The organism is Spirosoma liriopis, assembly GCF_023196085.1.
In the GTDB taxonomy this organism is placed as follows: domain Bacteria; phylum Bacteroidota; class Bacteroidia; order Cytophagales; family Spirosomataceae; genus Spirosoma; species Spirosoma oryzicola.
On record NZ_JALPRF010000009.1, the window covers coordinates 42,816 to 68,303 of the forward strand.

Genomic DNA, 25,488 nt, shown 5'->3' on the forward strand with positions numbered 1-25,488 from the left:
ATATTGTTAGTTTACCCTATTTTTGGACTTTTCTGCTTTTTCACTTTCTTGGGTTTAGCCTCCTCCCCTAGTGGCTTCGGCGCGTCCTGTTTTTTCTGTTTGGCTGGCTTGGGTGCTTCGATCCGTTGCGCGGCTGCCTGCTTTAGTTCTTCCTTTGGCTGAATCGTTTTCTTCCCACCAGCCCCATCTCCTTTGAGTTGGTGTACGGGTTTGGTTAGGTCTTGGGCTGTCTTCTGATCGACCGTCTGTTTGACCAAGTTATCTGGAATTTTCGCGAATGTGAGCGAGCGTTTGGCCGCCGAAACCTGCACATAAGCGTTGAAGGTTTGATCATTATTACTAGTCATTCCTTCCAGCTTGATGGCCCTTCCCTGCTCTAAGTTTTTTTGCTGAGGTTTAGTCAGTGTTATCCCTTTGATCGTCTGCGGGATGTGTAGGCGCTCGGCTCGGAGGACCGTCAGGCTTTTGGTGTCTTTATCAACTCCAATGTATCCAACGAACGGCTTGCCAGTCATTTTATCGGTCAGGTCTACCCGCTTTCCCATCTCCCCGTTTTTTTCTAGATTTTGCTTGTCACGGGCTGTCAACTCATAGCCGAGAAATTCTTTCGGTAGCAGCAATTGCTTACGCTCGGGCTGTATACCGACAATTGGCCCATTATCTGGCGTATTGACGATGTACAGTTTCCCGGATATTTGAAAGGGTTTACCTTCCTCATCCGCCTGCGTCAGCTTCATCAACCCGGTCTTTCTACCATTGAGCAAATCATCAAGGTGGCCAGCTTTTTCTAAATCCTGTCGGGTCACCCCAACCTTTTCGAATTGAGTGGCAACTTCCGCCCACTGGTAGCGAGTTGGCCGACTCATTACGGGAACATCTACGCCCGGTGTGTTTGTCTCGTTCATGGATATAACTTGAGTTTGATTATTTACGATTGATTGAGTAGTCGATTGAAGCGATATACCGGCAGTTGTGGTCGCTCCATCGGTCGCGGGCTTACGTTCCATCGCCGTATTGACCGATTGGCTCTCAGCAGACAGATGCCTCTCGGTTATAGCTGGTGCCTCAGCAAATGAACTGATATGACCTTGGAAAGTCTGGGCGATTGTAGATTGGGGAACTTGTGCATCTGCCTGGTTGACAGTTCCCAACCGTTCCCCTACCTGAGACGGTTTTGTGGAAGAGTCCAGTTGGCGTACTATGTCATACGGTTCCCGATTGTCAGACGTCGCTTTTGCTGGCGCAATCCAGTCACTTATGGACTGCCGCAGACGTTGCCAGGCGGTTAAAGAGGGGCCAGATTCCTGGAGTAACTGAAATGATGGAGTCTCGACAGGCTTAACTTTTTCAGAACCTACTTCCTGGATTGGCTGAAGACGGTCATTGCTCTGGAGCTGGCCTTTCAGTTCTTTATGTTGACGTTCCAGATCGGTAATAAATCGGCTCATCTGCTCATGGTTAAGCTGAGCATTGTGCAGGAAGTTGGCTAGAAACCCACCATTAATGTCTAGGTGTAATGTCACAGGACTTACCTGAGTACGCATTAATGGCGTACCCAACTCCCCTACTTGTTCATTACGAGATTGGGTTTCAGCTATACGCCCGGGCGTATTGACTACATCAATGCGGTACGTCTCTTTTGGATCAATGAACGAAAGAGGCAAACCCTTTGCCGTTTCATGGATCTCCCACAGGTAATCAGTGAGTTTAGCACGGTCGGTTTCAGGTGCTGTTTGGGTACGTTCTTCAACGCGTTTAGCCAGGTCCGCTTTTTTTAGCGTCTCGTCATACAGGCATCGGGTGATCTCCTCGTCCGAAAGCAAGCCATCGTTAACCAAGTATCCCCTCAACTGTTCATACTGTGCGGGTAGCACCAGTTGGTATTGTTGCGTTTCTAATCGCTCAAATTCCTGTAGTTGCGCTGCTTCCAGGCGTGTGCGCTCAATGTGTTTAGGCTCTACCGTGCTTTCGGTAATAGGCATCGGCTCCATATATATTATGTGTTGCTTCAGGCAAAATTAATGTTTTTATATATTTTTCATATAATTTTATTATAAATAATTTATTATATATATTAAATATGAAAGTAAAGATCATGGCGGCAACCACCGCGCTTTTACTAATGTCTATAAATTCCGTTCACGCACAGGTCCTTTTCGCTGCTCCTGCTTTACCCCTGGATACATCAACAACCCGGCAGGGCCGGGCCAGCTTTCGAGTTAGCTGCTTCGAATCAACAATAAACTTTCAACATGAAGGTTCTCCCGAAAGGCTGCTAATCAATCCGGATATAGACTCACTGCTGGCCTGTTTCACAGATAGTATTTTTAAGGGGTTTAATGCGGTTAAACATTCCGTTGGAAATCCTACCCACCAGTTACAGTTTATACCAGCTATACCCCCCCTACGATTAGTATCCTGGCGGGAATACCGCGTTACGAGTAAGTTTGGCTGGCGGACTCATCCAATTGGCGGGAATACTAGCCATCACAACGGACTCGATATAGCTCAACCAAGCGGCACACCCGTTTATGCAACCGCCTTTGGCGTTGTAAAATGGGTAAAGCGGGAAATGGATGGATTGGGACTAGCCGTTTGTGTTGAGCACCCAACGGGTTATGAGTCCATCTATGGACATCTTTCCACTCATGCGGTCCGTGAGCGGGATGTCGTCCAACGAGGTGCGTTAGTTGGACAGGTAGGTAGTACGGGTCGCTCTACAGGACCGCACTTACACTATGCAATACTATTTCAGGGCAAGCCTGTTGACCCCGAACGGTATTGTTTTTTATGGATCAAGCTGGCCCGCGCCGAACTAACCCAAATACAACAGCATCGGTCGGACGGGCAAGGTTTCATTCCAAAGAGTACCAAAGGAACGATTAAACGAGATTGAGCAACCAATTTTTCATGGCTTTTGCTCGACCTTATTTATTTCTTCCATAAACTGATGGAGCAGGGCAAGTCGTTGGGCTTCGCGCTGATCATTAATACGCTGCCGCTTGACTACTTCATTAGTGAACATAGGTACGTTCGGCTCATCCTCCTGTTCGGGATTGAACAGCCACTCGTGACTCACCTTGTGGCGTTTTACGTAGTAGAGAGCAATAAGCGTGAACATTTCACGCGAGACTTTCAGCCCGTTCTCCAGACGATAGGTCAGATTCTGTGTGGTACCAAACTCATCGGCTAGCTCCTGCTGACTCATCTTCAGGAATTCACGTACTTTAGCCATACGCCGGGCTATAAGTGCTGCATAGGCTTCATTTTCCTTTTCTAATTGCTCCATTACTGGTGATATACGGTCATTACTCATCTTTAGGTTGCAGGTTTTCGACCAAGTGCTTCAATGCTGGATCATTGGTCAGCCGCTCAATTTCGGATTGAATTAACGCAGAAATTTCCTTTTTTACCCCGTTGTAATTTGTCTCCAACATATAACTTAGTTGATGGTCAGAGATTTGAGCAAATTCAGCACCAGGCGGAATGGGCTTTACCCGCTCTAATTCAGCAATCATCGCCGGTTCTACCAGTAGCCTGGCATGAAATATTTTCTGCTTAATAGCCTCATCGAAGTTGTCAGCAACCGCTCCGACAAAATGTCCCTGCGACAAATTTGAGATTTTTGATTCGGGTATCACCGAATCCAGATTCTCGGAAATAGACAAGTTAGTATCCCGTTCCGTGAACGAGAGTGAGTGTCTAACCTGTTTATTTTTCCCAAACCGACTGGACATGGTCTTAGCCGTTTCACCTAGTACCTGACCCGAAAACACATTTCCGATCGTATTGAAGATGGTAGTAGCCTCCTTGTCGCCGTAATCACGTTTTAACTGGCTCAGGTCCTGCAAGCCCAAACAGGTGGACACCTTGTTACTCCGTGCGGTCGCAATCAGGTTGTCTAACCCCCGGAAATAAATAGTGGGTAACTCGTCGATGATCAGTGACGATTTTAACCTGCCTTTCTTGTTGACGAGCTTGATCAGCCTGGCGTTGAAGAGACCCAGTGCAGCTCCATACACTTCCTGACGTTCCGGGTTATTGCCTACACATAGCACTTTGGGGTCGTCCGGATTGTTAATGTCCAGGCTAAAATCATTACCCGTCATAACCCAGTAAAGCGCCGGGCTGGAGAGTCGAGAAAGTGGTATCCGCGCAGAAGCAATCTGACCCTCTAATTGCTCATAAGCCTCATTTCTGAGGGCACTCGCGAAGGGCTTAAGTAGGTTTTCAATTTCGGGTTCCGATTGTAGGATTGGGAAGAGCTCGCGGTATTCAGCCCCGGCAAATTCAATGACATGGGGAAACGTGCAGTAGCGTTGACCGTCGTCTGTCAACCCCTGCTGAGCCAAACCTCGCAATCGACGCTCATCGTATTTTTTGAGGTACCAGATAACGGCCGTTAGAAAGTTCATTGGCGACTCCACGAAGAAGTCGCCTTGTTTCTGAATCCACGATTTATTGAGGTTCAAAAGAATGGTTCGAGCTGCTTCCTGTGCGTCAATAATATCAGACATCAGCTCTGGCAGCAATGGGTTACACCGGTTCGAGCGCCGAGGATCATCAAAGTTGATGACGTAAAATGTCGGCATCCGTTTGAACGCCCGACGATTTTTCTGTAAATAATGGTAGGCGATATTTGACAGATCGGGAAATTTGTAATCGTAGATGTACATGGTAAACCCCTTTTCAAGATGTTGCCGTATGAAGTTATTTACTACAGCAAACGACTTTCCTGACCCAGGCGTACCCATGACTAACGTTGCCCGAAACGGATTGACTACGTTTACCCACCCCTTCCGAAACTTCTTCTTCACATGGTATTCTGTTGGAATATTGACCGAGTATTCATTCTGTTTCAACTCTGCCTCCTGCTCGAACGACTCGTTTTCGTCATTGAACGCATCTTCTCCAATCTTCACACCTAGAATCTGATTTGCGTAACTGCCTGCCTTGATCAGCAGCAAATAGCCGATCAGCGTTGTTACTAAGTAAGCTCCGTTACGGGCCTCAGCTGACAGCCACGCCACCCGAAGAAGTTTTCCATTCAACAATAACAATGCCCCGCCAATAATACTGGCCCAGGTAACATGTGCCCAGGTTACGTTTAGCTGCTTACGCGTTTTGTTACCAAACGTCCATATTCCGAGTAGCAATAAGGCGGCTAGCTTGGAATAAATGGGGTGTGAAAAAAGGTGGGTTGCCCGGTCAATACTCAATATGAATCGGTCCAGTAGGGCAAAGCTGAACCCTATTGATTGTAGCGTGTCGTAGCAGAAGAAATACAGATGAAACCCAATCAGTGCTAGCGACATGAATAGGAGCATGTTAAGAATGCCCCTATACTCTTTGTCCTGCGTTCCCATTTGACGTTGACTTAGCGATTAATATTGAACAAACTTGTTTCTATCGCTAATATATGATTTATATTATTTTCATCAACACTATGTCTCCAAGTGCTAAATTTGGCTCATACAGGTACACAACAAGCCTCGCTCCATATAAATAATATATTATTTGTTCACATACGGCGAATCTTTTTTGTCAGATTTTTTTTCTGCTTTTTCTTCACTTTACCCTGAACTTGCTCCTCTCCCGCTGGTTTTTCTGGCAGCCCTGCAGTCTGATCCAATACTACTGAGATTTTCGTTTGCTTCTCGCTTTTCTCCTCAACCACCTTGTTCTTACTTTGGACGGTCGTTGATTCCGTGAACCTTGTAGCTTCTCGTTTATGTGCCCTTGTCTCACTCGTAGCAACTAGGTTTTGTTTTCGAACGATAGAATCTTGAGGACTTTGGCTTACTGGTTTCGACTTTTCAACAGGTTTGCGCTCTGTCTGCTCTGAAAAGTTTTTCACCAACACTTCTCTGCTGAATTGCTTTTCTAACTCAGTTTCGTGTATAACAGCTCTGGTCTGGTTGCGTATGTAGAGGTAAGCTCCATCCGTTTCTCGTATTTCGATGCTGAGTTGGCGTAACGTCTGTTTAAACTCGGTCTCTGTCAAGCTTCGGTAAAGGGCTAATCGCTTTTCAATCAGGCTTTCTACTACTCTACACTCTTTTTTGTGTTGATCTTCTCGATTTGAGAATAGCTCTGTTAACCTAGCATATGTTGGTCGACTTGGCAGATTGCTTGCTTTTATGGGTCGATTATCAGCACCCCCAGAGTTAACATGTTGGTAAGTGATTCCTGATTGGCTACGCCCAGCTTTCGTATTCATTACAATCCCTTCACAACTCAAGTATTGCTTGAAGCTGTTCACCGATCCGAATGAGTACGTCTCCAATGTCCTTTTTACCTTCTCGTCAACTGTCAGCCTGGTCGAATGTTGTTCAGCACCTAACTCCTCCCCAACCCTACCTGGCTCTCTAGTCACGAATGGGCGTTCGGCCTGCACCAAACCGTATTTCGTTTCGAGTCGACGACGTACTTTTTGCAAACGGTTTTTGATGAATGTATCCGTGATTTTACGCCCTTCTGCATCCACCGCAACGCTCACCACGTGAATATGCGGGTGTTTCGTATCATAATGCTGGTACATCAGATAAGGCTGTTTACCAAACCCTATTTCCCTCATTACCTCACCCCCTATGGCTTGCAGTTGATCGACTGCTACCACTTCTTTGGGATGAAAAGCAACGGCTAAATGCACCGATGGTTTTTGAATGCTAGGATTGAGACGTGCATACTGTTCGAGCAGTTGAAGCCTGAACCGCGCATATTTTTGGGCCTTCTCATTATCGGGGTAGTTGGCGATTTGAATACGCTCAGCCTCTCCCTGCTCCACTTTCTGCTCATTGTACCGGAACGCTCCTGCTACATCTTTTCCAGTCAAGATTCGTATAACCATGCTGTGATCTGTTCAATGGTTTCCTGAATCCTAAGAAGCTCTTCGCTTAGCTTATTGCCAACAATAGACTGGGCTTCCTCCTTCCGATCTTCTTCGATTATCTCAGAGATCAGCTGCAATTGGCGTCCCCTTTCCTGTAAATTGATGATGATTGTCAGTAGCAATTCATCTGGTTTCGGTCCCCTGCTTTGCTTGTCTGACAACAATATTTGCTTGAGAAATTGAGCAAACGCGAGCTTACTGCCTGCTTTCATTTGCACATATTTTGCCTGTATTTGACTATTCTCAATAGGAGTTACCCAGCAGTTAAGTTTGATAGTTGATCTCTCTGAGTCGATTTTAGGAGGTCTTCCCTCTCTACGTTGGCCTGTTTTTCTGTTTTCCACCTTTGCGTTGTACGCTGCGTACAGTTGATTTTCAACTTATTTTCCATTCTGTTCTGAGTGAGAATGAAAGCAGGGCAGTTTCGCGGGTAGCAAAACACATCTTGCAAATACGTCCTAGTGAGGTGTTATGTATTCAGATGGCCGGTACAAATATGCTTCTGTTCTATCTTTTATCAAAGTGACGTTGTTGTGCTTAATACAATATATCATTTAAGATAGAACTTACTAGCCTTGTCCTTTCTTATCTTTTCATGTTCGAAGAGATGTAACGTGTTTCAAGCGAAATAGACTGTAAGCATTTAATAACCAGCATTATAAACTAAAATCTTATAATAATATGGCATTGTCACAATATCATACACCAAATTCTCTACTCAACGATCTTATCTTATCATAAACTCACAATATAATATTATAAATTTGCTACAATATCATATTATTAATCAATAATAATATAACAGTACTATAATGTTTGTTTAATATTTTACCATTCTATTGCAAATTTACATTATAATAATATAATTTTACATAAATAAAATATTACTTTAAATAGTATATAAATTACCCTTTTATTGATTTATTATTTTTTGTACTTATTAATTATTAATTGCACTTAATAAAGAACTTAACTAATAATTACATAAGCATTTATATATTTCTCTTAAAATTGCACTAAATCATAAAAGCGCTTCCAAGATGGCAAAACTGATTTCCGTGTGTACCCAGAAGGGGGGTGTCGGTAAAACGACACTGACTATGCTGTTGGCCACCTACTACCATACCACCGTAGGGAAACCGGTAACGGTAATTGATGCTGACTTCCCTCAGCACTCTTTTGATGCAACGCGCCGATCTGAATTGGCAAGCATCCAGAACGACGAGGAGATTCAAAGTCTATATGTAACGCTGTACCCGGAGATGAACCGTGAGTTGTATAAGGTCTACAAGGGTTCACTCGAAGAGTTGGCTATGTTCCTGACCGACCTTAAGGGTAGGGGGGAAGATGAACTGGTCTTCATCGATATGCCTGGTACCATGAACGTCAAAGGTTTCGACCGGGTAGCATCGCAGTTGGATTACGTGATACTACCAATGGAAGCAGATAAAATGAGCTTCACAGCCGGACTGCAAACGTTGGACCTCTTCGACCGCTTCCGGGAAGCAAAGGGAGCCGACTACCAGTTGTTCATGCTCTGGAACAAATACAAGAAATCAGAAAATCCGAGCTTGATGCAGGGCATAGAAAACATTGTGCGGGAACGAGGGAATGTGCAGATACTTGAACAGCGGGTAAGTGACTCAGTTACCTGGAAACGGGAACGTTCCACGCTGTTTCCAAGCGAAAAGGTTAAAAACCTGGTGGGCGAATTAAATCTGTTACTCAACATCACTCAACCAGTAGGATAAGCCATGGCTAAAAATAAGAAAACCTTAGACGACGCATCCCTTCGGGCGATGGCTAACCTGGCAACGGCTTCATCTGACCTCAGCAAGCTACAGGAGAATTATGGGTGGAATGCGGATGAATCAGCGCAAGTCGAACAGCAACCGGAAGTGACCGCAACGGAGGTGTCTGCAGCACCAGTACAACCGTTGGTGAATGAACCAGTTATTAAATCACCGGTAGTCCCAACAGGGGAGGAGTCAATCCAATCACAAACTGAGGTTTTAAACAAAGTACCAAAGGAGCCAGCAACGTCAGGTAAAAAGGTTGATAAGTACACAAACACGTACCTGCAACCTATTAAAGGATTTGAGCGACCCACAAAGGTGGCATACATATCTAAACGCTCACATTCATATATCGCATTTCTACAGCGATATGCTGACCTGACTGGCAGCAAGGTATCCATGCAGGAAATCATGGAGAATATATTCCGACAGCACTTTAGCGACAATAAGGCTGAGATAGAGATGATGCGGACAACAGTACAACAAAAAGAAGCCGAACTACACGAATGATAACACTATGGATTAGTGCATCCCTGCTAGCTCTGACGGGCTGGCAGGGTTACCGGTTAGGAAAAGAATATGGATGGTGGGGGAGAAGCGTAATCGCATCTAAAAAGGGGGAGGTGAACGAGATGCCTTCATTAGAAAACACCAAATCAACTGAGAATGGCTTGGGCCTTTCAAGAACCAACTTTGGGAAGTTACTGGGTGGATTTACACCAGCAAGCCAACAAGCCTTTGAAACTGACGATAGCAGCATTGATGAAGAGACAGAGCGACCAATTATTGAGCCAGCCACAACCTTGATGCTGAAAGAGGGACCTATAGACGAAATTGAATATCCAGCTGAAACGGATCAGATACCCGAAACGTGCAACTGGATGGATGAGGAATCTATTTCATTAGTCGACTTTGAAAACGATGAGGAACTAGAAAATGACCAGTCATTTGTGACACTGAACGAGTATATAAAGCGAGTAAGTACAGTTCAACGAAAGATGACGCAGCTGAAAAAACGACGCAACGCAGATACAAGCTTTGTGAAACAAGAACTAGGACTATTAATCGATACGTATCAGCTTGAAAATGACCAGGCATTAGATTGGCTATTCCAACAGCATGAGCAAACGTCTAAAACTGATTACGGCTCGCTCTTCGATCGAATCGAAAGCTTAACAAGCTAAAAAATTTTGTCTCAATTAAAATACTATATATATTAGCATAAAATTTTTAATATGTATATTATTTAATGAAGGCAATTTTGTGCAGTTTGGGTATTGTAGGGCTGCTTCTACTGAGTCAACAGATTCTCGCCCAAGATGAATTAAAACAGGCAGTTGAGGGCGCGACGACGCAAATAACGAACGCTAAAGCGGGAGCTATCCGACTTGGACAAGCAGCTGCAGCGATAGTGGGAATTGTGGGAGCCATTGCGGTATACAGTAAATGGTCAAATGGAGAGAGTGACGTACGGAAGGCCAGTGCTTCCTGGTTGGGTGGCTTGCTGTTCATAGCCATTGCATTTATGATTTTAGAGTCCATTTAAAAATAAAAACAACTCAACAATGCAAAATCGCCTTAACCAATCGAAGGGTTCTAACGCGGCCCAACTCATCGCGTTAATCGTGGCAGGCATATTGGTAGCTCATATCGCACCGGGCCAAGGATTAAGTACACAAGGGTTAAGTACAGCAGCAACTCAAGTAAAAGGTGCCTTCACGGTAGTAACCAATTTGATGTACGCTGTATGTGCCATAATTGGGATTGTTGGTGCCATTTCTGTGTATAGCAAGTGGTCAAACGGAGATCCTGATACGCGGAAAGCAGCAGCATCCTGGTTTGGTGCGCTAATTTTTGCGGGTTTGGTCGTAGTGACGCTGTCGGCCGTTTTCGGAGCCTAGTATGTTTCGAGTCAACAAAGGAGTGGATAGGCCCCCTCAGGTGTTAGGTATCAGAGGAATGAATTTCCTGCTGGTCTTAGGAGGAGCAGCTGTTGGACTGCTGGCTGTAAGTACGTTCATTATGATTGTCACAGGATGGTCAGGAATGATCTGTTATGGGACATACCTGGTTGGACTAATTGTTCTCTATGGACAACTGGTACGGATTTCCAGAGTGCATGGGGAACGGGGAATGGCCCGTACACAAGGACGGGGCAGACAGCCTAAATTGATCATGGTTAGAAGTTCGGGGGTATATAAACAACTGAGGCATGAACCTAAAAAGTAAAGCTATTCATGATGTGTTTCCCATAAGAGCCATTGAGCAGGATTGCCTCATATCGGTTCACGGCGATTTGACCGTTTGTTTCGCCGTTAGCTTACCAGAAATATTTACCCTGAATGCAAGTTTCGATGGGGTAGGGGAGGGGCGCATTGAGCAGGGAGATTACATCACTCTGTGCAACGTATGGACAAAAGCGTTAGGTGTACTACCAAGCTATACGATCCTGCACAAACAGGATTGGTTCGTAGAAGAAAACTATCAAACTTCAGGCGAAGGAGCAGGCTCAACGCAACGCACATTCCTTGATCGGGCCAGTGATCGCCATTTCAATGAGCGTCCTTACCTCCATCACGAGTGCTACCTGTATTTAACCAAAACCCATCAAGAAAGACGGGACGTGAGTGCGGTTAAAACATCGCTGGCGCGTGGTCGACTGGTACCAAAGGAAGTAGGGGATAAGCACAAAGTTGAGGAGTTCTTTAACAGCGTTGAACAGTTCACTTCGATTCTGGAAAGTAGCCGGTTAATTGGCCTGCGTCGGCTCCGATCAGCCGAATTGGCCGGTACGAGCGAAAAAGCGGGCTTGTTAGAGCGATATATGAGTTTATCGCTCCGCGATGAGGTAGTAACGCTGGCGGATTTAGAGATGGATGAGGAGTTACGGGTTGGGGGGAAATATGCCAAATTCTACACAATCTCGGATATTGACGATCTGCCCGAGTGGGTGCACACCAATAACCGGGTTGAGGCACTCTCCACAGAACGGTCGAATGTGTCGGTAAGTTATGCAGCTCCGATTTCGCTGATGCTTCCGTGTAATCACATCTATAACCAGTACATCTTCATCGAAGATAAGCAGGCGGCATTCCCTAAATTAGAGCAACGGGCCACACAAATGCGATCGCTGGCCAACTTTGGTAAGGATAATGAAGTAAACGCCATGCTGCTGAACCAGTATCTCAGCTATGCAGTCGAGACAGGTTTTACGCCGGTACGTTCGCATTTCAACATTCAGGTCTGGACCGAAGACAGGAGCCGCTTACCCGTTCTGCGCAATCTGGTTTCCTCAGCTATCGCCAAGCTAGGCGTCCGGCCTCGTGAAAACACGAAAGACGCATTAGGGTTGTTCTGGGCAGGCATACCCGGTAACGCGGCCGATCTGCCCAGTGAAGACAAATACTGGTCATTTGTACCGCAATCAGTATGCCTCCTCAATCAGGAAACAAACTACTATGATTCTGTCTCGCACTACGGCGTGAAACTGGTTGAGCGGATGAGCGGAAAGCCGTTACTGGTCGACTTATCCGATCACCCGATGAACAAAGGGTGGGTGACTAACCGGAACAAGTTCATACTGGGTCCATCGGGCAGCGGCAAATCGTTCTTTACCAACCATGCACTGCGGAGTTTTCACGTTCAGGGTAGCCATGCCGTCATTGTTGATGTTGGCCACTCTTATCGCGGCCTATGCGACATGCTGGGTGGTCTGTATCTTACTTATTCAGAAGAAGAACCGATCAACTTTAATCCGTTCTTTATCGAAAACCGCCTGCTCCCCGACGTCGAGAAGAAAGAAGCCATCAAGGTACTGCTACAGACGCTCTGGAAACGAAGTGACGAGCGCCAAACGATGTCAGAATACACCGCGCTTTCGGATGCAGTAACGCAATATTTTGAAAGTTGCCTGCCCAATAATCCGGACACTTTCCCCTGTTTTAACTCGTTTTACGAGTTTATGCAGTCAGATTTCCCTCGGTACCTGGAGGAACACAAAGTACAAATCGGCTATTTCGATTATGATAACTTCATCTATGTACTGCGGCCCTTTTACAAGGGTGGCGAATACGAGGAGCTACTCAATAGCCGGGCTAATCTGGATCTGTTGAACATACCATTTATCGTCTTCGAGTTGGATAACATCAAGGATCACCCGATCCTGTTCCCAGTGGTGACCATAATCATCATGGACACCTTCATTTCGAAAATGAGAAAGCTGAATGGGGTTCGGAAGATCATTCTCATTGAAGAGGCTTGGAAAGCCATCATGAAAGATGGGATGGCCGAGTACATCAAATACCTCTACAAAACGGTACGTAAGTTTTTCGGGGAAGCCTGGATCGTAACGCAGGAAGTAGACGACATTATTGGTAATAAGATCGTTAAAGACTCGATCATCAACAATGCCGACACCAAAATACTGCTCGACCAGCGCAAGTACCGCAACAAGTTTTCCCACGTAAAGGATTTGCTGGCCCTAACAGATAAGGAGAAAGATCTTTGTCTGTCATTGAACCGGGACCTCGACCCAAAGCGGAAATATAAAGAGGTCTTTATCTCCTGGGGAGGACAAGAATCAAAAGTATATGGCGTCGAAGTATCGACCGAGGAGTACCTGGCCTATTCAACTGAGCAAACCGAAAAAATACGGCTCGAAGAAAAGGTGGCATCCTACGGCGGTAATTACGACTTAGCCCTGCGCGACTACGCCGACGAAGTGAAGACCGGCACCCTCGTTAGTCGCTAAATCTGCGAATCTATTTCTATACTGAAGTGAAGCAGTCTGTTAACAAACTGCTCTTGACCAGCCTTTGCCTTTTTGGGGGAATTTTCCCCATTCAGGCTGGTGCCAAGGGCGTACCAAATGACTTACACGTTAACCCGGCATTGGCTGAAGTGGACACCACAAATCCGGGGCAGCCTCCACAACAAGGACCACCGGGCCAGACGTTGCTTGGTGGTTTAGGCGATGATTTATCCGGAGAAATCGAGAGTATCATCGGCGAAACGGAGAATTCCATTATGAAGGGCATTCAGGATGAACTTACCGGATTGCTTGGTAATGCTCTGGGCCAACTATTTGACGTCTCGCCGATCTCGGCGGTTAAATCGCTCCAGTCGATGGTGAAGGACGGTTTATCCAAGCAGCAAAAGATCGAGTATCAAAACTACAAGGTAGACTACGCCTGGAAAAAAGCACACATGGAGCTCTCGCCTGCCTTTGCTACCTACTATCGAGAACTAAATCTGAACCAGCTTACCGGCGCCATTGGCGCCAGTAAGAAAGCGGCCGACAAATTTCTGAATACGTCAGCATTTACGGCTAAAGAAGCGGCAGCAATGCGACAGGTGTTACAGGGGGTTGCTGAGACGAGCGATTTGGAAGCTGAGGTTAAAACGATCATTAACCTCGGCGGTAAACCGGTGTGGATGTCAGAAGGGGAACGATTATCAGCCCTGAATGCGGTTCGAACTGACCTTTATGACCGCATCAAGCGAACCAATCAGACATTAGCCCTAATCAGAGCGACCTATCAATTCCGATCTCGAGAAATAGCTAAAAACGCTTACAGGCAGGGATTGTATAAACAAAATTCAACGCTCAACCGGATAGTAAGCACCCGCTCTACTACCTATCAAAGCAAATGAAAAAGCGAATACTCTACTGGGTTTGGCTCGGCTGCTTAGCTGGGACTGCCAACGCACAGATGCCCCCTGCCAATGCGATACCAACTGGAAACAGGGGTAGCAGCATCATTCAATCCGAGATAGACCAACTATTACGCGTATCAGAAAGCGATATAATGGCGGGTTTAAAAGATGCTGGACTCGACTATGGTGAGCTTATAAAAGAAAAGGTTATGGACGAGGTAATCAAAGGGATTGCTGATGCTACCGTATTAGCTCCTTTTGCTACCGAGATCATGGAGCAATACCAGAAACAGAAGAATAAGGACCTGGCCAAAGCCATCGAGAAGCTGAAGAGAACGTGGAAAGATGGCCAGGAACGGATCAACAAAGTTCGTTATCAGGACTTTAAAGTCAAATACGCCTATCAGCAGGCGATGAACAAAGCTCCGATGGACGTGATGCAAGGCACCCGTCGCCAGGCCATTGACGAGTCAGTAAAGGCATTGTGGACAGATGGGCTGCCCGTCGCCATAACAATCACAGATCCCACCAATGCTCGGCTCATGAAAGAGGACATTGATGCGCGCTATCCAAACGAGGACATTGGCTGGACAGTGTTAGCCTCAGCTCGCTCGTCGTTGCTAGCCGATGACAAAACATTGAAAGCAAAAATGGCTCTCGTTGAGAAGCAGGGTCAAACGGCGTACCTATCACCAGCGGACCGGCTTCGGCTACTGCGCGAAATTGATAAGGAAAGCAAAGCCCGTCGCACAACGCTACTAGCAATGGACAAAATCACGTCACAGGGGCTAGACTATTACAAGTACCAACGTAATCGGAAAGCGTATCAGACCAAATACCTACGTACCCAATCATACCGCTAACCCTCAACCGTATGCAGGCAATTCTGTTAGTTTCGCCCGTACTGGAAACATCGATTGACGAGGTGTTCACCCAGTTCTCAGATGGATTTGGGGCATTGGTAGCCTTTGGGCAGGCTATTGGCTTCATCGGCGCACTATGCTACGTCTTTTATCGGATCTGGGGGCACATGTCCCGTGCCGAACCCATCGACGTGTATCCGTTGCTCCGCCCCTTTGCGCTGGCCCTTTGCCTGCTCAGCTACCCGCTATTGGTCAAAGGTATGGTGGGCATCGGGCGATTGCTTGATAAAGGAACCGGCTCCATGGTGGCCAGTCAAAAAGCGGAAGTAGAGCGCTTAAATCAGGTCAAAAAAGCAAAGGTCAAAGAGAATTGGGATAAGATTCTGATTCCGCCGGGCGAAGATGGGGAAATTGGTACCTGGGATGTTGTCAAGACCGTATTCGGCCCCACAGGTAGCGGTAACAGTTTGGTAGGAAATGCTGTGAGCGGGGTCATGCAGTATTACTTTGACCAGTTTCTGAGTTGGCTTGGGGAGATCTTCTACGATCTGGCGGCTATTTACATCAAACTGATCAGCACGTTCTTTCTAATCGTACTCGCACTCACCGGCCCGATCACCTTTGGCCTGGCCACCTTCGAATGGTTTTACTCCGGTCTAGCGGCCTGGTTCTCGCGCCTGATCCATATACTGCTGTACATTCCGCTGGTCAATATTCTGGGTTCGATTCTGGAGACAATCCATATCTCCATGCTGAATCAGGATCTGGCCGTTTTCGATGAGCAGCTGCTATCGGGAAATACCGGCATGGGTTCGTCCGATTGGGGCTTAATCATTTTCTATTTCATTGGCGCTGGAGCGTACCTGTCAATACCCAAAGTAGCCTCTTACATCATTGAATCTACCGGGGTAGGCGATGCAATCAGTTCAGCCACCCAACCAACGGCAATGGTAGCCGGGGCCAGCACAGGCCAGGCAGCCGGGGCTGGAGCAGCCTCACTAAGTCGAACCGTTGCCAGTGCTTTCTCATCGTCAAAATCGCAGCCGACCTCAAACAGCATCTAACATGAACGGACAATTTCGTTACCTGACCAATTTAGAAACATCCTTCAAAATGGTGCGCTGGATGGCCATCATTGCAGTAGTTGGAAGCCTCTCGTTCGCGCTGGGTGTAGCCTACTGGGCTTTCGCCGAGGTGTCGGCCAGCCGCCAAAAAGTGTACGTACTCGACAATGGAAAGTCCGTTATGGTAGCCCTCGCTCAGGAGCAGAATATCAACCGGCCAGCTGAAGCAAAAGACCACATCAAGACATTTCATCGACTCTTTTTCACGCTTGAGCCCGACGAGAAACAGGTAGAAGGTAATATCCGAGAGGCTACGTACCTGGGCGATCGCTCAGTCGTCAGGTTATATCAGGACCTGCAGGAAGCGGGATATTATGGACAGTTGATTCAGGGTAACGTACACCAGAAGGTAGAGATTGATAAAGTCGAGGTCAATTTCAGTCAATCGCCCTATCGTGTAGTGACCAGCGGACGGCAGCTGCTGATCCGGGCGAACAATATCACCATCCGAAAATTAGTGACGGAGTGCTACCTCATTGATGTGGCCAGGACGGACAATAATCCGCATGGCTTCATGATTGAGCGGTTCAAGGTGGTCCAGAATCAGGACATTGAAACGGTTCAGCGATCCAACCAGACTACAAATCTATGAACAGGCCACATCACGCGTATTGGCGGTTAGGACGCAGAAACATTGTCCGAAGACTAAGAGGGTGGGAAAGTCGACCTGTATCTCAGCGAAAATGGCACGTGCTGGCCGCTTTTTTTACCCTTTTGCTACTGGGTGGGTGGTCAGTGAGTATGAATCTTTCGCAAGAGCCGCCTGTCCTGCCTTACTCTTTCTCCAAGGGTCAACCATCAAATCCGAATGTATCTAATCATTCAGAAACCCAACGTGAAACTCATGAACCTTACCGATCCGACTCAACCAGAAAATCACATCGATAATCCTTTACCTGAGGATACGCCTGATGCGACAGAAGCACCAACGGCTCGCAAATCGTTTCAGGACGTTTTAAAAGACAAACGGTTTTGGATGACAGCACCCGTGTTGTTACTCGCGTTGGGCTCAACCGGGTACTTCCTAATTGTAGGGTCCGAGGGGAAACAAAAGCCCTTAATTAATAATGTGAACGCAACGATTCCTAACGCCCAAACCGACAGCGTACCTAAGTCTAAGTTGGAGTTACAGGCAGCGGAACAGCGACAAGGCTTAAACAGTCAGGCTACCGTCAACGGTATGCAAACAGGTGTTGTAGCTGCACTGCCTGAAGCATTGCCCTCAACGGGTTTGCCGACTACCCTTGACCCCTACGTATACAAGCAAAAACGGATGCCCGATGCAATCGATCCGGAATTTGCCGCGATGGACTCGTTGTATAACCCTTCGCCCCCTTCACGGCAAAACAGGGTAGGAGGTAGGCCCCGTTCAACAAATCGGATTCGGCCGGTATCTACAGGCTACCCAGAAACAGGACTCCCAGAAGAATTTGACGAGGAGGCATTGCCCAGACGGGATATGCAGAAACAAGTAGAAGATAGACAGCGACTACTGGCATTATTGACAGAGTACAAGCGGGACAAAGAAGCCAAGGCGGCTATTGCCCGCGAAGGGGAGCGGCCGCGTAAGGCAGAATCAGGAGCTGTCGTCTCTACGTTGGGGGAAACCACCAATCGACGATTGAATGGTTTCTATGGGCTATACACACAGGACCAGAAAGGGGGTCAGGAATCAGCTTTAATGGAAGATCTGGGCACCATCCGGGCAGTCATTCATCAAGATCAGCAAATTACTGATGGAGGACGGGTACAGCTTCGCCTACTGGAGCCAGTGACTGTACGTGGTACTCTCATTCCGGCCAATACACTGGTTTTCGGTACTGGCAGTTTTGGAACGGAACGCGTGGGTATCACGCTGAGTAATCTTCAGTACGAAGGACACATATTTCCAATCAAACTCACAGTGCATGATATGGACGGTATGCCTGGCGTGTTCGTACCGAACGTACTGGCTGCCCAGGAAGGAAAGCAACTTCTGGGACAGACGATTAGCGGGGCTAACTACAATCTGAATGGTACCTCAGCCAGTAGTGCCAAAGCAGCCGCAACAATGGCCGGCATATCAGCTGCGCAGTCAGGCCTGTCTGGTGCTCGAAGCATTCTTCAACGAAAGATTGTCCAACAGAAGGCAACGCTGAAAGGAAACTATTATGTACTGCTCAAATGAGCTTAGCCAGTTAATTACTGAACAATATGAAACGACTTATTTTTTCTGTAAGCGCGCTCCTCATCCTATCGGGTCCGGGTATGGCGCAGCGTAAACCAACGTATAATAAGCGTACGTACGCAAAATTGATAAACAAACAGGACGTGCCAGCCCGGTCTCCCGTCCCTGATAACCTTGTGCTACTGGTTCAGCAAAAAACGGTTGGTAAGCCAGACAGCACGCTTCGAGCTGAACGTAAGTTTGCCGTGAACGTACCCGAGAATAAGCTGGTATCGGCATCAGGGGCTCAGCGCACTTCCCCAGAAGCCCTTATTCAACCCCAGCACATAATCCGCTCGTACTACGTCGATTTGGCGTACAACAAAACGGTATCAATCATTTTCCCAACGGCCGTGCGGTCGGTAGACCTGGGAAGCCGCAGCATCATGGCCGACAAAGCGGCTGATGTAGAAAACGTACTGAAAGTAAAAGCGTCGCAAATCGGCTTCAACGAAACTAACTTTTCGGTAATGACTACCGACGGCAAGTTCTACAGCTTCGTGGTCAACTACAATGAAACGCCAGCGGTCCTAGCTCTCAACCTGGCAGGGTCTGGAAATACAAAGCTGGGAAGCCAGGGCAGTCAGATTAACTTAAACGATCGCACCCAATCTGTAAATGGTCTCGATGGCCAGGAAGGAAACATTCAGTTCGCGGGCGTGAAAGCAACGCAGTCTGACATCGTTTATGCAAGTGATCGGATACTACACAATCGAAGTCGGGGTAAACGGGGAACCGAATCCAACAAGATGGAAGCACGTTTACGGGGCCTATATGTGAAAGATAACGTACTTTACTACCGGCTAGCCATCGAGAACGAATCGAATCTAAACTACGACATCGATTACGTGCGGTACTTCGTCGTTGATGGCAAAACGGCAAAACTGACCTCCCGGCAGGAAATTGAATTACGGCCAATCTATGTGCATAATGAAGCAATTACGACGGTGCGTGGGCATCAGAAGATAGAGCGCGTATATGCCTTTCAGCGGTTTACAATTCCGGGCAACAAGCAGTTACTGATTGTGATTGGTGAACAGAACGGTGGTCGTGAACTGGCGTTTCAGGTACAGAACAAGGACATCATGAAGGCCCGCCCATTATAAGCGCACTCTCTTTCAAACAGAAAAGCTCCGTCACAAGCGGAGCTTTCTGCATTTTCAGGATTCTTTACCGACGTTCTTGCTGGCGTAACCGACGGCTCATCTGATCAATATCATGTTGCAGCTTGTCAACACGCTGTCGTTGACGTTGCTGCACAAAGCCACGAATGAAGAAAAACAGGAAGAAAACTACGAATCCAATTACCATCGCTCACACTCCTTTCTACCCGTTGAACAGTTTTAAGTCTATTTAACCGAAAAGTATGATAAAATGTAATTGTTGTCAAGTGTTACCAGCGTCAGATTCTATTTAAAGAGTAGATCCTGCTCCCTGCTGTACGTGCTTTTACCTGATGTCTGGTATGTTCCGTTGATCGTAAGGGTTGGGTGAATTGGTTGTGATTTTATGAGTTGTGAATTTACGATAGACTTTTAAAATTATGTGGCCGGGCTTTCACCCGGCCACGTTCGTGTTAGGCCTCTACAGTATCCGGCTCGACTTCTTCAGTTACGTTATTTAACACATAATTGACCGCTTTCTGAGCCTGGCCCGATGCCCGGAAAATTAGCGTTTTGTCGCCTTTCAAAGCCAACAGCCAATTTTGCAGGTACGCGGCTGCATTGGTCAAAAGCCGGTGATCTGTCAGGTTAAGGCCGCAACTGCTGGCCAGATAACAGGCTCCAATTTCGGCTGTTAATTCTTCTTTGGCGTATAACTCCCCACCAAACCCGTCAGAATGAACCAACTCCTCCCGGTTCAAGCGGTCGCGGTGGCCAGTCGAGTGAATCAGTTCATGAAACAAAACGCAGTAATAAGCTTCCAGGCAATCGAAAGCAGTAGGGCGGGGCATATTGACAATATCGAGCAACGGGCTGTAATAGGCACGGGCGGGATCAACATGCACAATTTCGGGCGCATTTGAATAACCTGCATGTACGGCATCACAGGCATTGTAGCTATACACTTCGTCAAGGGCATCAGGTGTTTTCAACTCTGGCAAATCAATAGTTACCCCTTCGACGTCGGCTACATTGAAAACAAAATAGTGCTTAAGGAGCGGAACACCAACCTTTTTAGTTTTTGTCTCGCCTTTGCTGTTTGTTACCTCCTTTTCTTTCTCCAGCACACTCCAGAAAACGACAAGATTACCTCGCGCACCTTTGCGAATGTTACCTCCTAATTCTGTTGCCTGTTTGAATGTCAGAAAATACGGGCGTTCATAGCTAGCGCATCCCAAAAGGACACTATTGATACCCGTATAGGGGCGTTTGCTGATGTAATTTTGAGCCACCTCAACCTGCCCACCTTTCAGGATACCCCACCGTTTGCGCCATGGGATACGGCCTTTTTCAAGCTCGTCGACGATGAGATCAGTAACACGGGCGTATAGATCCACACTGCCCCGCTGTGCGGAAGCCTTTGCATTCTGCATTATAATCGCCCGAAGTAACACGTCGGTGCCGCGCAATAGGAACACTATAAAGATACGAAAACAGCGCCACCCCTACAAGATATATAGCTGCTATACAGAACTTTACACCTAACCCTTCGCCCCCTTTCGTCTTTAAGCTTTGTGTAAAAGAAGTGTATCTCCAGTGGCAAAAGTTGTGCGTGCTTTAGTGATAGCGTTCATCGTGAATGGAGGGCCACTCTTCAGTGGCTATCCGGGATGTAGAATTAGGTCATACGGCTCCGCAGTTGCAAGGAGTGGTATGACCCGTGAAACGCGTGTGCAGCCCGCAGAAAGTTAAAACGCCTGAGTCAGAGGCTTCCTGGCTCAGGCGTTTTTTGATGCCTATATTTTTTCGAGATACTCGACACTAACTTCTGCTTCGCGTTGCTCCTGGTCAATACTGACCGTAACATTGAAACGACTATAGCCGGTCACGATGCCGGTGGCTCCAGTACTGGTTAACCGCACTCGGTCACCAACGGCTGGTTTTGGTGGCAGTGGTTTGTAGAACCGTTTAAAATGTTTGCAGTAAGTCAAACCAAGTTGCCCGGCACGGTTGAACAAATAGCGCCAAGCTAGGCGGTACTCTTCACCGGCAAATTTCCAGTAGTACCCCTTAACGAGGTCTTTGCCCGCTACGGTCAGTTGGTTGTCTTCAGTCATACCAGTAACTCGAATCCTGAATTCTTCCAGCGTTCTGGCGGGTGGGGTAGGAGCGGAGTAGGCTGACCCCTGAGAGTTTTGTGTGTTGACCATTGCTTTAGTTGCCCGACTCCGAAACGGACGACCGGTCAGGAGTCGGGCATTAAATGGTTTTAGTGATTATTCATGGTTGCTGTGTCAAAATAGCCCTGAATCATGTGGGCCAGATATAGGTCGATTGTTTCACTATCTATACCCGTGTACTGATTAACCTGCTCAATCCATGCTTTTCCGATCTGCGCATCAATCCGACAAGCGGCCAAACGAATCAGCTTTTCATTCCCTGCTACCAGGCATATCAGGTCAGCCGGGGTAATAGCAAAAACTGGGGCTATTCGGACCATGTGAAAGGCCACGTAAGTAGGGTCTGCCGTTAGTCGATTCCATAAATTTGCTTGTGATGTTTCCATAGGCTTGAGCGTTACTCTTTAAGGGTGAAGTTCTCATCAACATCATGCACGAGATCGGTAGGTACGTATGATAGTTCTAAACCCGTTATGCGCTCAATTGTAGAAATCAATTCCTGTGCCTTTACCTGCTCAATGACTATTTCGGTAAACTGCTGATGGTTGATAATGAAAAAGCTAACCTGATATCCGACTCCATTCTGATGGCCTTCCACCCGAATTGATGTAAACCGGGTGCCTTTCATTTTCCATTGCAACGCATTCTTGCGGTTATCTGGCTTCAACGTTGTTGCCTTCATTCGAGCGAAAGCAACCTGACCAATTTGATTATAAATTGCATGGACACATGGTTTCATCACCTGTCTCGGTTGGCAAATAGAATAGTTGCCGTTCATAGCTGGGAGCATTGGCCGCCAACTCGACGGGTTTGTTGATAAAGGAAAAACAAGGTGGCTTCGATGGCTTTACCAAACAGCCAATCCGCTTCGTCTGGGTCACATTGGTGAGCCGGGTTTTCAATGTCGGCGGCTTCTAGTCCCCGCCACATATCAGCATCAGCAAAAGGGTCAGAGAACACAAATCCCTGCTCCCGCGCCTGGGTAATCAGGTCGCGATTTAGGCGGTTGTCAATACCCCGCCTTATCGGGCAGGTCGCTACTGAATACATCATGGATTCGCCCGAAGTAACACGTCGGTGCCGCGCAATGGGAACACTATAAAAATACCCCTTATTAGGCGGTATGGCAAGGTTTCAGGAAGATACAGTCGAAGCCTTTGCCCCCTTTCGTCAACTGCTATGCGTGTTATAATTACCTCCACTAGTGCTACCTAAGAGCGACCCATGAATTAAAGCATTATAGATGTCGGTTCTTTGTGTAAAATCAATGTAATGGTGTTAGCCTGCTAGCCCTAATTGGAGGACAAATCTTAGTCTTCAAGAAAATTGCTCTCAATCACCAAATTGGTTGGAGTACTCATTATCTCCATATTATGAGTACACAAAGTTGACTCATAAGTATCAAGAAAATCCTGAATATGTTGTGTTATATTGCTTATTTTTACTAAAATAATGCTTTTACAGCTAGTAAAGGGTGTTTTTAATTTATCAGCATCAAGTTCATAATGGATTAGTGCCATAAATAGAAAACAGCTGATTCGCCGACATTATCATCAATTTGAAGTTGGATAAGAAGACTTATCAGGGATTGGTACAGGCAAGTATGGCCCAGTAAAAATCGAGTATCTGTTTAAAAGCTTGTACCGTTAAAATCCTTCAAGATGCTTAAACCTACTTTTATCTTGCTTTTAGACTTATGCCGTACAATATCAATTAAATAAGTTTGATACTATTGAAAATCAGTTCTTTTGATAAAGCAAGACAAAAGTAGGTTTAAGTACTTTTGTCTTGCGAAACCCCGTTTTAATAACTGACCAGTGCTCGCTTTTAATCAGAGTCAGCTCGTTCAACTGCAAATTGTAGCCAATCTTTAATCATTTTATCAGATTCAGTACAGGATACAGTAACATAACACTGGCTGTGTATGAAAATCTACTTTTGTCTTGCTTTATGCTACAGACTACTTAAAAACTATGAAGTATCGGTAGTAATTGCTTGCTTTGCCACAGATTACCAAGGGGCTCTTCTGGCCGTGTTGTGTTATCTAAGTGGTCGTCATCTGTCACGACTATCTTGATATTACCTTGTTTGAAACGATGATAAAATCAGAATAGTGGTTAATGAAGCCATTGATCGATAAGCTACGGCCTTTTTCCAGATCATAGGTTCAGTAGACAACACGTTCCAGATTGGTGATGGCATCGACCACTTTCTTCTCGAACGAATTGATCTTCACCTTCCGATGCTGGCCTTGGTCATCTTAGGTAATTTAGATTATATAATTGAAATACTAATTCGAGTACCCATTTCAGAAATAAATGTTGCAATTAATGCAATTTTAGATTGGTTAAACTCAGATACAGTTAGTACTGACTTGTATTACAAGATGCAGTTGCCAATAACTGAAACTACTAAATAAAAACCTGCAAATTTTTTATACTATATTTAACAAAGGATCTACTTGGGATGGCGACCATCCAGCAAATGATAAAGCTCATTGAACAAATCTAATTGAGCTTTATCATTTGCTGGATTTAACAAGCCAAAGGCTTCCTGAATCTCCAACTCGGGTCGGGGCCGAGCGTAGAGCCATTTGGGCCCAGATGTACTCTTAAGTAAAAATCGGTTCAGATAATTTTCAATCTCTTTGTTTTGCTGTGGATGTACCCGGTTTATTTCCGCTACATTAACGAAAATAACGTTTTGTTTGGATTGGGTGATATTACCAACCCGATCTCGGATATGGTGAAGCAAATGCTCTGAGGCATTGTCATACTCACCGGTTGGTAACAGGTGTTTGTAGCTAATGTATAAGTAAGCATAACCCCGTTGGTAGGTTGAAACTGCCAATTCATATTGGGCTGATTGTTGTTGAACCTGTTGCCAGGCTTCTATTTCCTGTTGGGCATCATATATTTTCCGACGAGATTCAGCTTGGGCAAGTGGCAGTAAGTGATCTATTTTGTTCTGGAGTTGATTAATCGATAATGACAAGCCATTGATATAGTCATTAATGTGTCCGTGGCGTTCTTCTTCAGTAAGGTCATGAGGTTTTTTGAGCCAATATTTATGCTTACTGAAGAAACTCATGCGTACAGCTGGTCGCCCATAGTTTATCAGCTTCACAGTTTTACATCCAAAATCCCGCCAGGTAGCAAACTCGGCCATATATCTACTATCGACAAAATGAATATCACCACACTCCTGCCAGTTACCCTCTATATCCCATTCATCCCGATTGGGTCTTAGCTTTGGAACTTTAGTAATTTGCTCTGATAAGCCTGATAATAAGAACTGGTATTCCTTATTAGTAAATTTCGTCTTTTTCTTCATAGCGAGTGAATGGTCTTTTAGTGAAAAGATACTAGGCGTTTTATTTTACTCTGAGAGTAAAACCAATTTTTAGAAAAGTCTCTTTTACTTTTTGATTTAAAAATTTGATCCTCGAATCATGGGTAGACCTTATAACCTCAGCACCTTTTTTGATCAATTACAACTTGTCTCTTTTTTTTAATTGTTCTGAAATTGAAAACTTGATTATTTGATACTTGTAGGCCGTTTTCTGTACATATAGCTTCTTATTAGACAGTTAGTTATAATGATATTAATTAGCATAAAGCAAGACAGAGGTAGGTTTAGGCAATAATAAGGTAGGTTTAGACAAGATAA

The 25,488-nt window shown here is 46.0% G+C and carries 26 protein-coding genes; 15 read left to right on the forward strand and 11 right to left on the reverse strand.

Annotated elements, in window-relative coordinates; genetic code table 11:
- Positions 1-11: 11 nt before the first annotated feature.
- Entirely contained in the window at positions 12-1,991 is a 1,980-nt protein-coding gene (locus M0L20_RS27005) for a DUF3945 domain-containing protein (protein ID WP_248480320.1), read from the reverse strand.
- Between the two features lie 131 nt (positions 1,992-2,122).
- Between M0L20_RS27005 and M0L20_RS27010 the strand changes: the two genes are divergently transcribed.
- Positions 2,123-2,896, forward strand: a complete 774-nt coding sequence (locus tag M0L20_RS27010) for a M23 family metallopeptidase (protein ID WP_232563726.1) — start codon at positions 2,123-2,125, stop codon at positions 2,894-2,896.
- Between the two features lie 12 nt (positions 2,897-2,908).
- Here the strand turns inward: M0L20_RS27010 and M0L20_RS27015 are convergent, their stop codons facing one another.
- The 4 genes from M0L20_RS27015 to M0L20_RS27030 all read right to left on the reverse strand — a co-directional run bounded on the left by M0L20_RS27015 (position 2,909) and on the right by M0L20_RS27030 (position 7,236).
- Complete coding sequence (locus M0L20_RS27015; protein WP_232563727.1) at positions 2,909-3,289, reverse strand: helix-turn-helix domain-containing protein; 381 nt, start codon at positions 3,287-3,289, stop codon at positions 2,909-2,911.
- 19 nt (positions 3,290-3,308) lie between these two features.
- Positions 3,309-5,366 carry a conjugal transfer protein MobC gene (gene mobC / locus M0L20_RS27020; protein WP_232563728.1) on the reverse strand — a complete coding sequence of 686 codons (2,058 nt, stop codon included), beginning with the start codon at positions 5,364-5,366 and terminating at the stop codon, positions 3,309-3,311.
- A 155-nt stretch (positions 5,367-5,521) separates the two neighbouring features.
- Positions 5,522-6,850, reverse strand: coding sequence for a relaxase/mobilization nuclease domain-containing protein (locus tag M0L20_RS27025; RefSeq protein WP_232563729.1), 1,329 nt, complete (start codon positions 6,848-6,850; stop codon positions 5,522-5,524).
- Positions 6,832-7,236, reverse strand: a complete 405-nt coding sequence (locus M0L20_RS27030) for a hypothetical protein (RefSeq protein WP_248480321.1) — start codon at positions 7,234-7,236, stop codon at positions 6,832-6,834. The genes M0L20_RS27025 and M0L20_RS27030 overlap by 19 nt, the downstream gene beginning before the upstream one ends.
- A 696-nt stretch (positions 7,237-7,932) precedes the next feature.
- Here M0L20_RS27030 and M0L20_RS27035 point away from each other — a divergent pair.
- From M0L20_RS27035 to M0L20_RS30240, 14 genes are all read left to right on the forward strand, one after another.
- Complete coding sequence (locus tag M0L20_RS27035) at positions 7,933-8,643, forward strand: ParA family protein (protein ID WP_232563731.1); 711 nt, start codon at positions 7,933-7,935, stop codon at positions 8,641-8,643.
- 3 nt (positions 8,644-8,646) lie between these two features.
- On the forward strand, positions 8,647-9,198 hold the full coding sequence (locus tag M0L20_RS27040; protein ID WP_232563732.1) for a DUF3408 domain-containing protein: 552 nt from the start codon (positions 8,647-8,649) through the stop codon (positions 9,196-9,198).
- Positions 9,195-9,872, forward strand: coding sequence for a hypothetical protein (locus M0L20_RS27045; protein ID WP_232563733.1), 678 nt, complete (start codon positions 9,195-9,197; stop codon positions 9,870-9,872). The genes M0L20_RS27040 and M0L20_RS27045 overlap by 4 nt, the downstream gene beginning before the upstream one ends.
- Positions 9,873-9,937: 65 nt before the next feature.
- Entirely contained in the window at positions 9,938-10,234 is a 297-nt protein-coding gene (locus M0L20_RS27050) for a DUF4134 family protein (RefSeq protein WP_232563734.1), read from the forward strand.
- A 19-nt stretch (positions 10,235-10,253) separates the two neighbouring features.
- The gene (locus tag M0L20_RS27055) at positions 10,254-10,589 is read left to right on the forward strand and encodes a DUF4134 domain-containing protein (RefSeq protein ID WP_232563735.1); all 336 of its coding nucleotides are present in this window, start codon (positions 10,254-10,256) and stop codon (positions 10,587-10,589) included.
- Position 10,590: 1 nt separating this feature from the next.
- On the forward strand, positions 10,591-10,917 hold the full coding sequence (locus M0L20_RS27060; RefSeq protein WP_255720944.1) for a DUF4133 domain-containing protein: 327 nt from the start codon (positions 10,591-10,593) through the stop codon (positions 10,915-10,917).
- Positions 10,901-13,438 (forward strand): TraG family conjugative transposon ATPase, encoded by a 2,538-nt coding sequence (locus M0L20_RS27065; RefSeq protein WP_232563736.1) that lies wholly within the window; start codon positions 10,901-10,903, stop codon positions 13,436-13,438. The genes M0L20_RS27060 and M0L20_RS27065 overlap by 17 nt, the downstream gene beginning before the upstream one ends.
- A gap of 26 nt (positions 13,439-13,464) precedes the next feature.
- Complete coding sequence (locus M0L20_RS27070) at positions 13,465-14,340, forward strand: hypothetical protein (protein WP_232563737.1); 876 nt, start codon at positions 13,465-13,467, stop codon at positions 14,338-14,340.
- Positions 14,337-15,206: a hypothetical protein gene (locus tag M0L20_RS27075; RefSeq protein WP_232563738.1), complete on the forward strand. Its 870-nt coding sequence runs from the start codon at positions 14,337-14,339 to the stop codon at positions 15,204-15,206. Before M0L20_RS27070 ends, M0L20_RS27075 begins: the two co-directional genes overlap by 4 nt.
- Positions 15,207-15,217: 11 nt before the next feature.
- Positions 15,218-16,270 (forward strand): TraJ family protein, encoded by a 1,053-nt coding sequence (locus M0L20_RS27080; protein WP_232563739.1) that lies wholly within the window; start codon positions 15,218-15,220, stop codon positions 16,268-16,270.
- Between the two features lies 1 nt (position 16,271).
- The gene (gene traK, locus M0L20_RS27085; RefSeq protein WP_232563740.1) at positions 16,272-16,922 is read left to right on the forward strand and encodes a conjugative transposon protein TraK; all 651 of its coding nucleotides are present in this window, start codon (positions 16,272-16,274) and stop codon (positions 16,920-16,922) included.
- A gap of 216 nt (positions 16,923-17,138) precedes the next feature.
- Complete coding sequence (gene traM, locus M0L20_RS27090; protein WP_248480322.1) at positions 17,139-18,497, forward strand: conjugative transposon protein TraM; 1,359 nt, start codon at positions 17,139-17,141, stop codon at positions 18,495-18,497.
- Between the two features lie 26 nt (positions 18,498-18,523).
- The gene (gene traN, locus M0L20_RS27095; protein WP_232563742.1) at positions 18,524-19,642 is read left to right on the forward strand and encodes a conjugative transposon protein TraN; all 1,119 of its coding nucleotides are present in this window, start codon (positions 18,524-18,526) and stop codon (positions 19,640-19,642) included.
- A 112-nt stretch (positions 19,643-19,754) separates the two neighbouring features.
- Positions 19,755-19,883 (forward strand): hypothetical protein, encoded by a 129-nt coding sequence (locus M0L20_RS30240; RefSeq protein ID WP_255720948.1) that lies wholly within the window; start codon positions 19,755-19,757, stop codon positions 19,881-19,883.
- A 229-nt stretch (positions 19,884-20,112) separates the two neighbouring features.
- On the opposite strand, the gene M0L20_RS27100 is transcribed toward M0L20_RS30240, so the two are convergent.
- The 6 genes from M0L20_RS27100 to M0L20_RS27125 form a co-directional block, all read right to left on the reverse strand.
- Positions 20,113-21,072, reverse strand: coding sequence for an ArdC family protein (locus M0L20_RS27100; protein ID WP_232563743.1), 960 nt, complete (start codon positions 21,070-21,072; stop codon positions 20,113-20,115).
- 363 nt (positions 21,073-21,435) lie between these two features.
- Positions 21,436-21,849 carry a KOW domain-containing RNA-binding protein gene (locus M0L20_RS27105; protein ID WP_232563744.1) on the reverse strand — a complete coding sequence of 138 codons (414 nt, stop codon included), beginning with the start codon at positions 21,847-21,849 and terminating at the stop codon, positions 21,436-21,438.
- 59 nt (positions 21,850-21,908) lie between these two features.
- Positions 21,909-22,205 (reverse strand): hypothetical protein, encoded by a 297-nt coding sequence (locus M0L20_RS27110; RefSeq protein ID WP_232563745.1) that lies wholly within the window; start codon positions 22,203-22,205, stop codon positions 21,909-21,911.
- 11 nt (positions 22,206-22,216) lie between these two features.
- On the reverse strand, positions 22,217-22,501 hold the full coding sequence (locus M0L20_RS27115; protein ID WP_232563746.1) for a hypothetical protein: 285 nt from the start codon (positions 22,499-22,501) through the stop codon (positions 22,217-22,219).
- 92 nt (positions 22,502-22,593) lie between these two features.
- Positions 22,594-22,872, reverse strand: coding sequence for a hypothetical protein (locus M0L20_RS27120; RefSeq protein WP_232563747.1), 279 nt, complete (start codon positions 22,870-22,872; stop codon positions 22,594-22,596).
- Positions 22,873-24,276: 1,404 nt separating this feature from the next.
- Complete coding sequence (locus tag M0L20_RS27125) at positions 24,277-25,152, reverse strand: hypothetical protein (RefSeq protein WP_232563748.1); 876 nt, start codon at positions 25,150-25,152, stop codon at positions 24,277-24,279.
- Positions 25,153-25,488: the final 336 nt, after the last annotated feature.

Bases quoted from the DNA above. Each gene is read 5' to 3' on its own strand.
- M0L20_RS27005 (WP_248480320.1), bottom strand. From the start codon at position 1,991: ATGGAGCCGATGCCTATTACCGAAAGCACGGTAGAGCCTAAACACATT.
- M0L20_RS27010 (WP_232563726.1), top strand. From the start codon at position 2,123: ATGTCTATAAATTCCGTTCACGCACAGGTCCTTTTCGCTGCTCCTGCT.
- M0L20_RS27015 (WP_232563727.1), bottom strand. From the start codon at position 3,289: ATGGAGCAATTAGAAAAGGAAAATGAAGCCTATGCAGCACTTATAGCC.
- mobC (WP_232563728.1), bottom strand. From the start codon at position 5,366: ATGGGAACGCAGGACAAAGAGTATAGGGGCATTCTTAACATGCTCCTA.
- M0L20_RS27025 (WP_232563729.1), bottom strand. From the start codon at position 6,850: ATGGTTATACGAATCTTGACTGGAAAAGATGTAGCAGGAGCGTTCCGG.
- M0L20_RS27035 (WP_232563731.1), top strand. From the start codon at position 7,933: ATGGCAAAACTGATTTCCGTGTGTACCCAGAAGGGGGGTGTCGGTAAA.
- M0L20_RS27040 (WP_232563732.1), top strand. From the start codon at position 8,647: ATGGCTAAAAATAAGAAAACCTTAGACGACGCATCCCTTCGGGCGATG.
- M0L20_RS27045 (WP_232563733.1), top strand. From the start codon at position 9,195: ATGATAACACTATGGATTAGTGCATCCCTGCTAGCTCTGACGGGCTGG.
- M0L20_RS27050 (WP_232563734.1), top strand. From the start codon at position 9,938: ATGAAGGCAATTTTGTGCAGTTTGGGTATTGTAGGGCTGCTTCTACTG.
- M0L20_RS27055 (WP_232563735.1), top strand. From the start codon at position 10,254: ATGCAAAATCGCCTTAACCAATCGAAGGGTTCTAACGCGGCCCAACTC.
- M0L20_RS27060 (WP_255720944.1), top strand. From the start codon at position 10,591: ATGTTTCGAGTCAACAAAGGAGTGGATAGGCCCCCTCAGGTGTTAGGT.
- M0L20_RS27065 (WP_232563736.1), top strand. From the start codon at position 10,901: ATGAACCTAAAAAGTAAAGCTATTCATGATGTGTTTCCCATAAGAGCC.
- M0L20_RS27075 (WP_232563738.1), top strand. From the start codon at position 14,337: ATGAAAAAGCGAATACTCTACTGGGTTTGGCTCGGCTGCTTAGCTGGG.
- M0L20_RS27080 (WP_232563739.1), top strand. From the start codon at position 15,218: ATGCAGGCAATTCTGTTAGTTTCGCCCGTACTGGAAACATCGATTGAC.
- traK (WP_232563740.1), top strand. From the start codon at position 16,272: ATGAACGGACAATTTCGTTACCTGACCAATTTAGAAACATCCTTCAAA.
- traM (WP_248480322.1), top strand. From the start codon at position 17,139: ATGTATCTAATCATTCAGAAACCCAACGTGAAACTCATGAACCTTACC.
- traN (WP_232563742.1), top strand. From the start codon at position 18,524: ATGAAACGACTTATTTTTTCTGTAAGCGCGCTCCTCATCCTATCGGGT.
- M0L20_RS30240 (WP_255720948.1), top strand. From the start codon at position 19,755: ATGTTGCAGCTTGTCAACACGCTGTCGTTGACGTTGCTGCACAAAGCC.
- M0L20_RS27100 (WP_232563743.1), bottom strand. From the start codon at position 21,072: ATGCAGAATGCAAAGGCTTCCGCACAGCGGGGCAGTGTGGATCTATAC.
- M0L20_RS27105 (WP_232563744.1), bottom strand. From the start codon at position 21,849: ATGGTCAACACACAAAACTCTCAGGGGTCAGCCTACTCCGCTCCTACC.
- M0L20_RS27110 (WP_232563745.1), bottom strand. From the start codon at position 22,205: ATGGAAACATCACAAGCAAATTTATGGAATCGACTAACGGCAGACCCT.
- M0L20_RS27115 (WP_232563746.1), bottom strand. From the start codon at position 22,501: ATGAAGGCAACAACGTTGAAGCCAGATAACCGCAAGAATGCGTTGCAA.
- M0L20_RS27120 (WP_232563747.1), bottom strand. From the start codon at position 22,872: ATGATGTATTCAGTAGCGACCTGCCCGATAAGGCGGGGTATTGACAAC.
- M0L20_RS27125 (WP_232563748.1), bottom strand. From the start codon at position 25,152: ATGAAGAAAAAGACGAAATTTACTAATAAGGAATACCAGTTCTTATTA.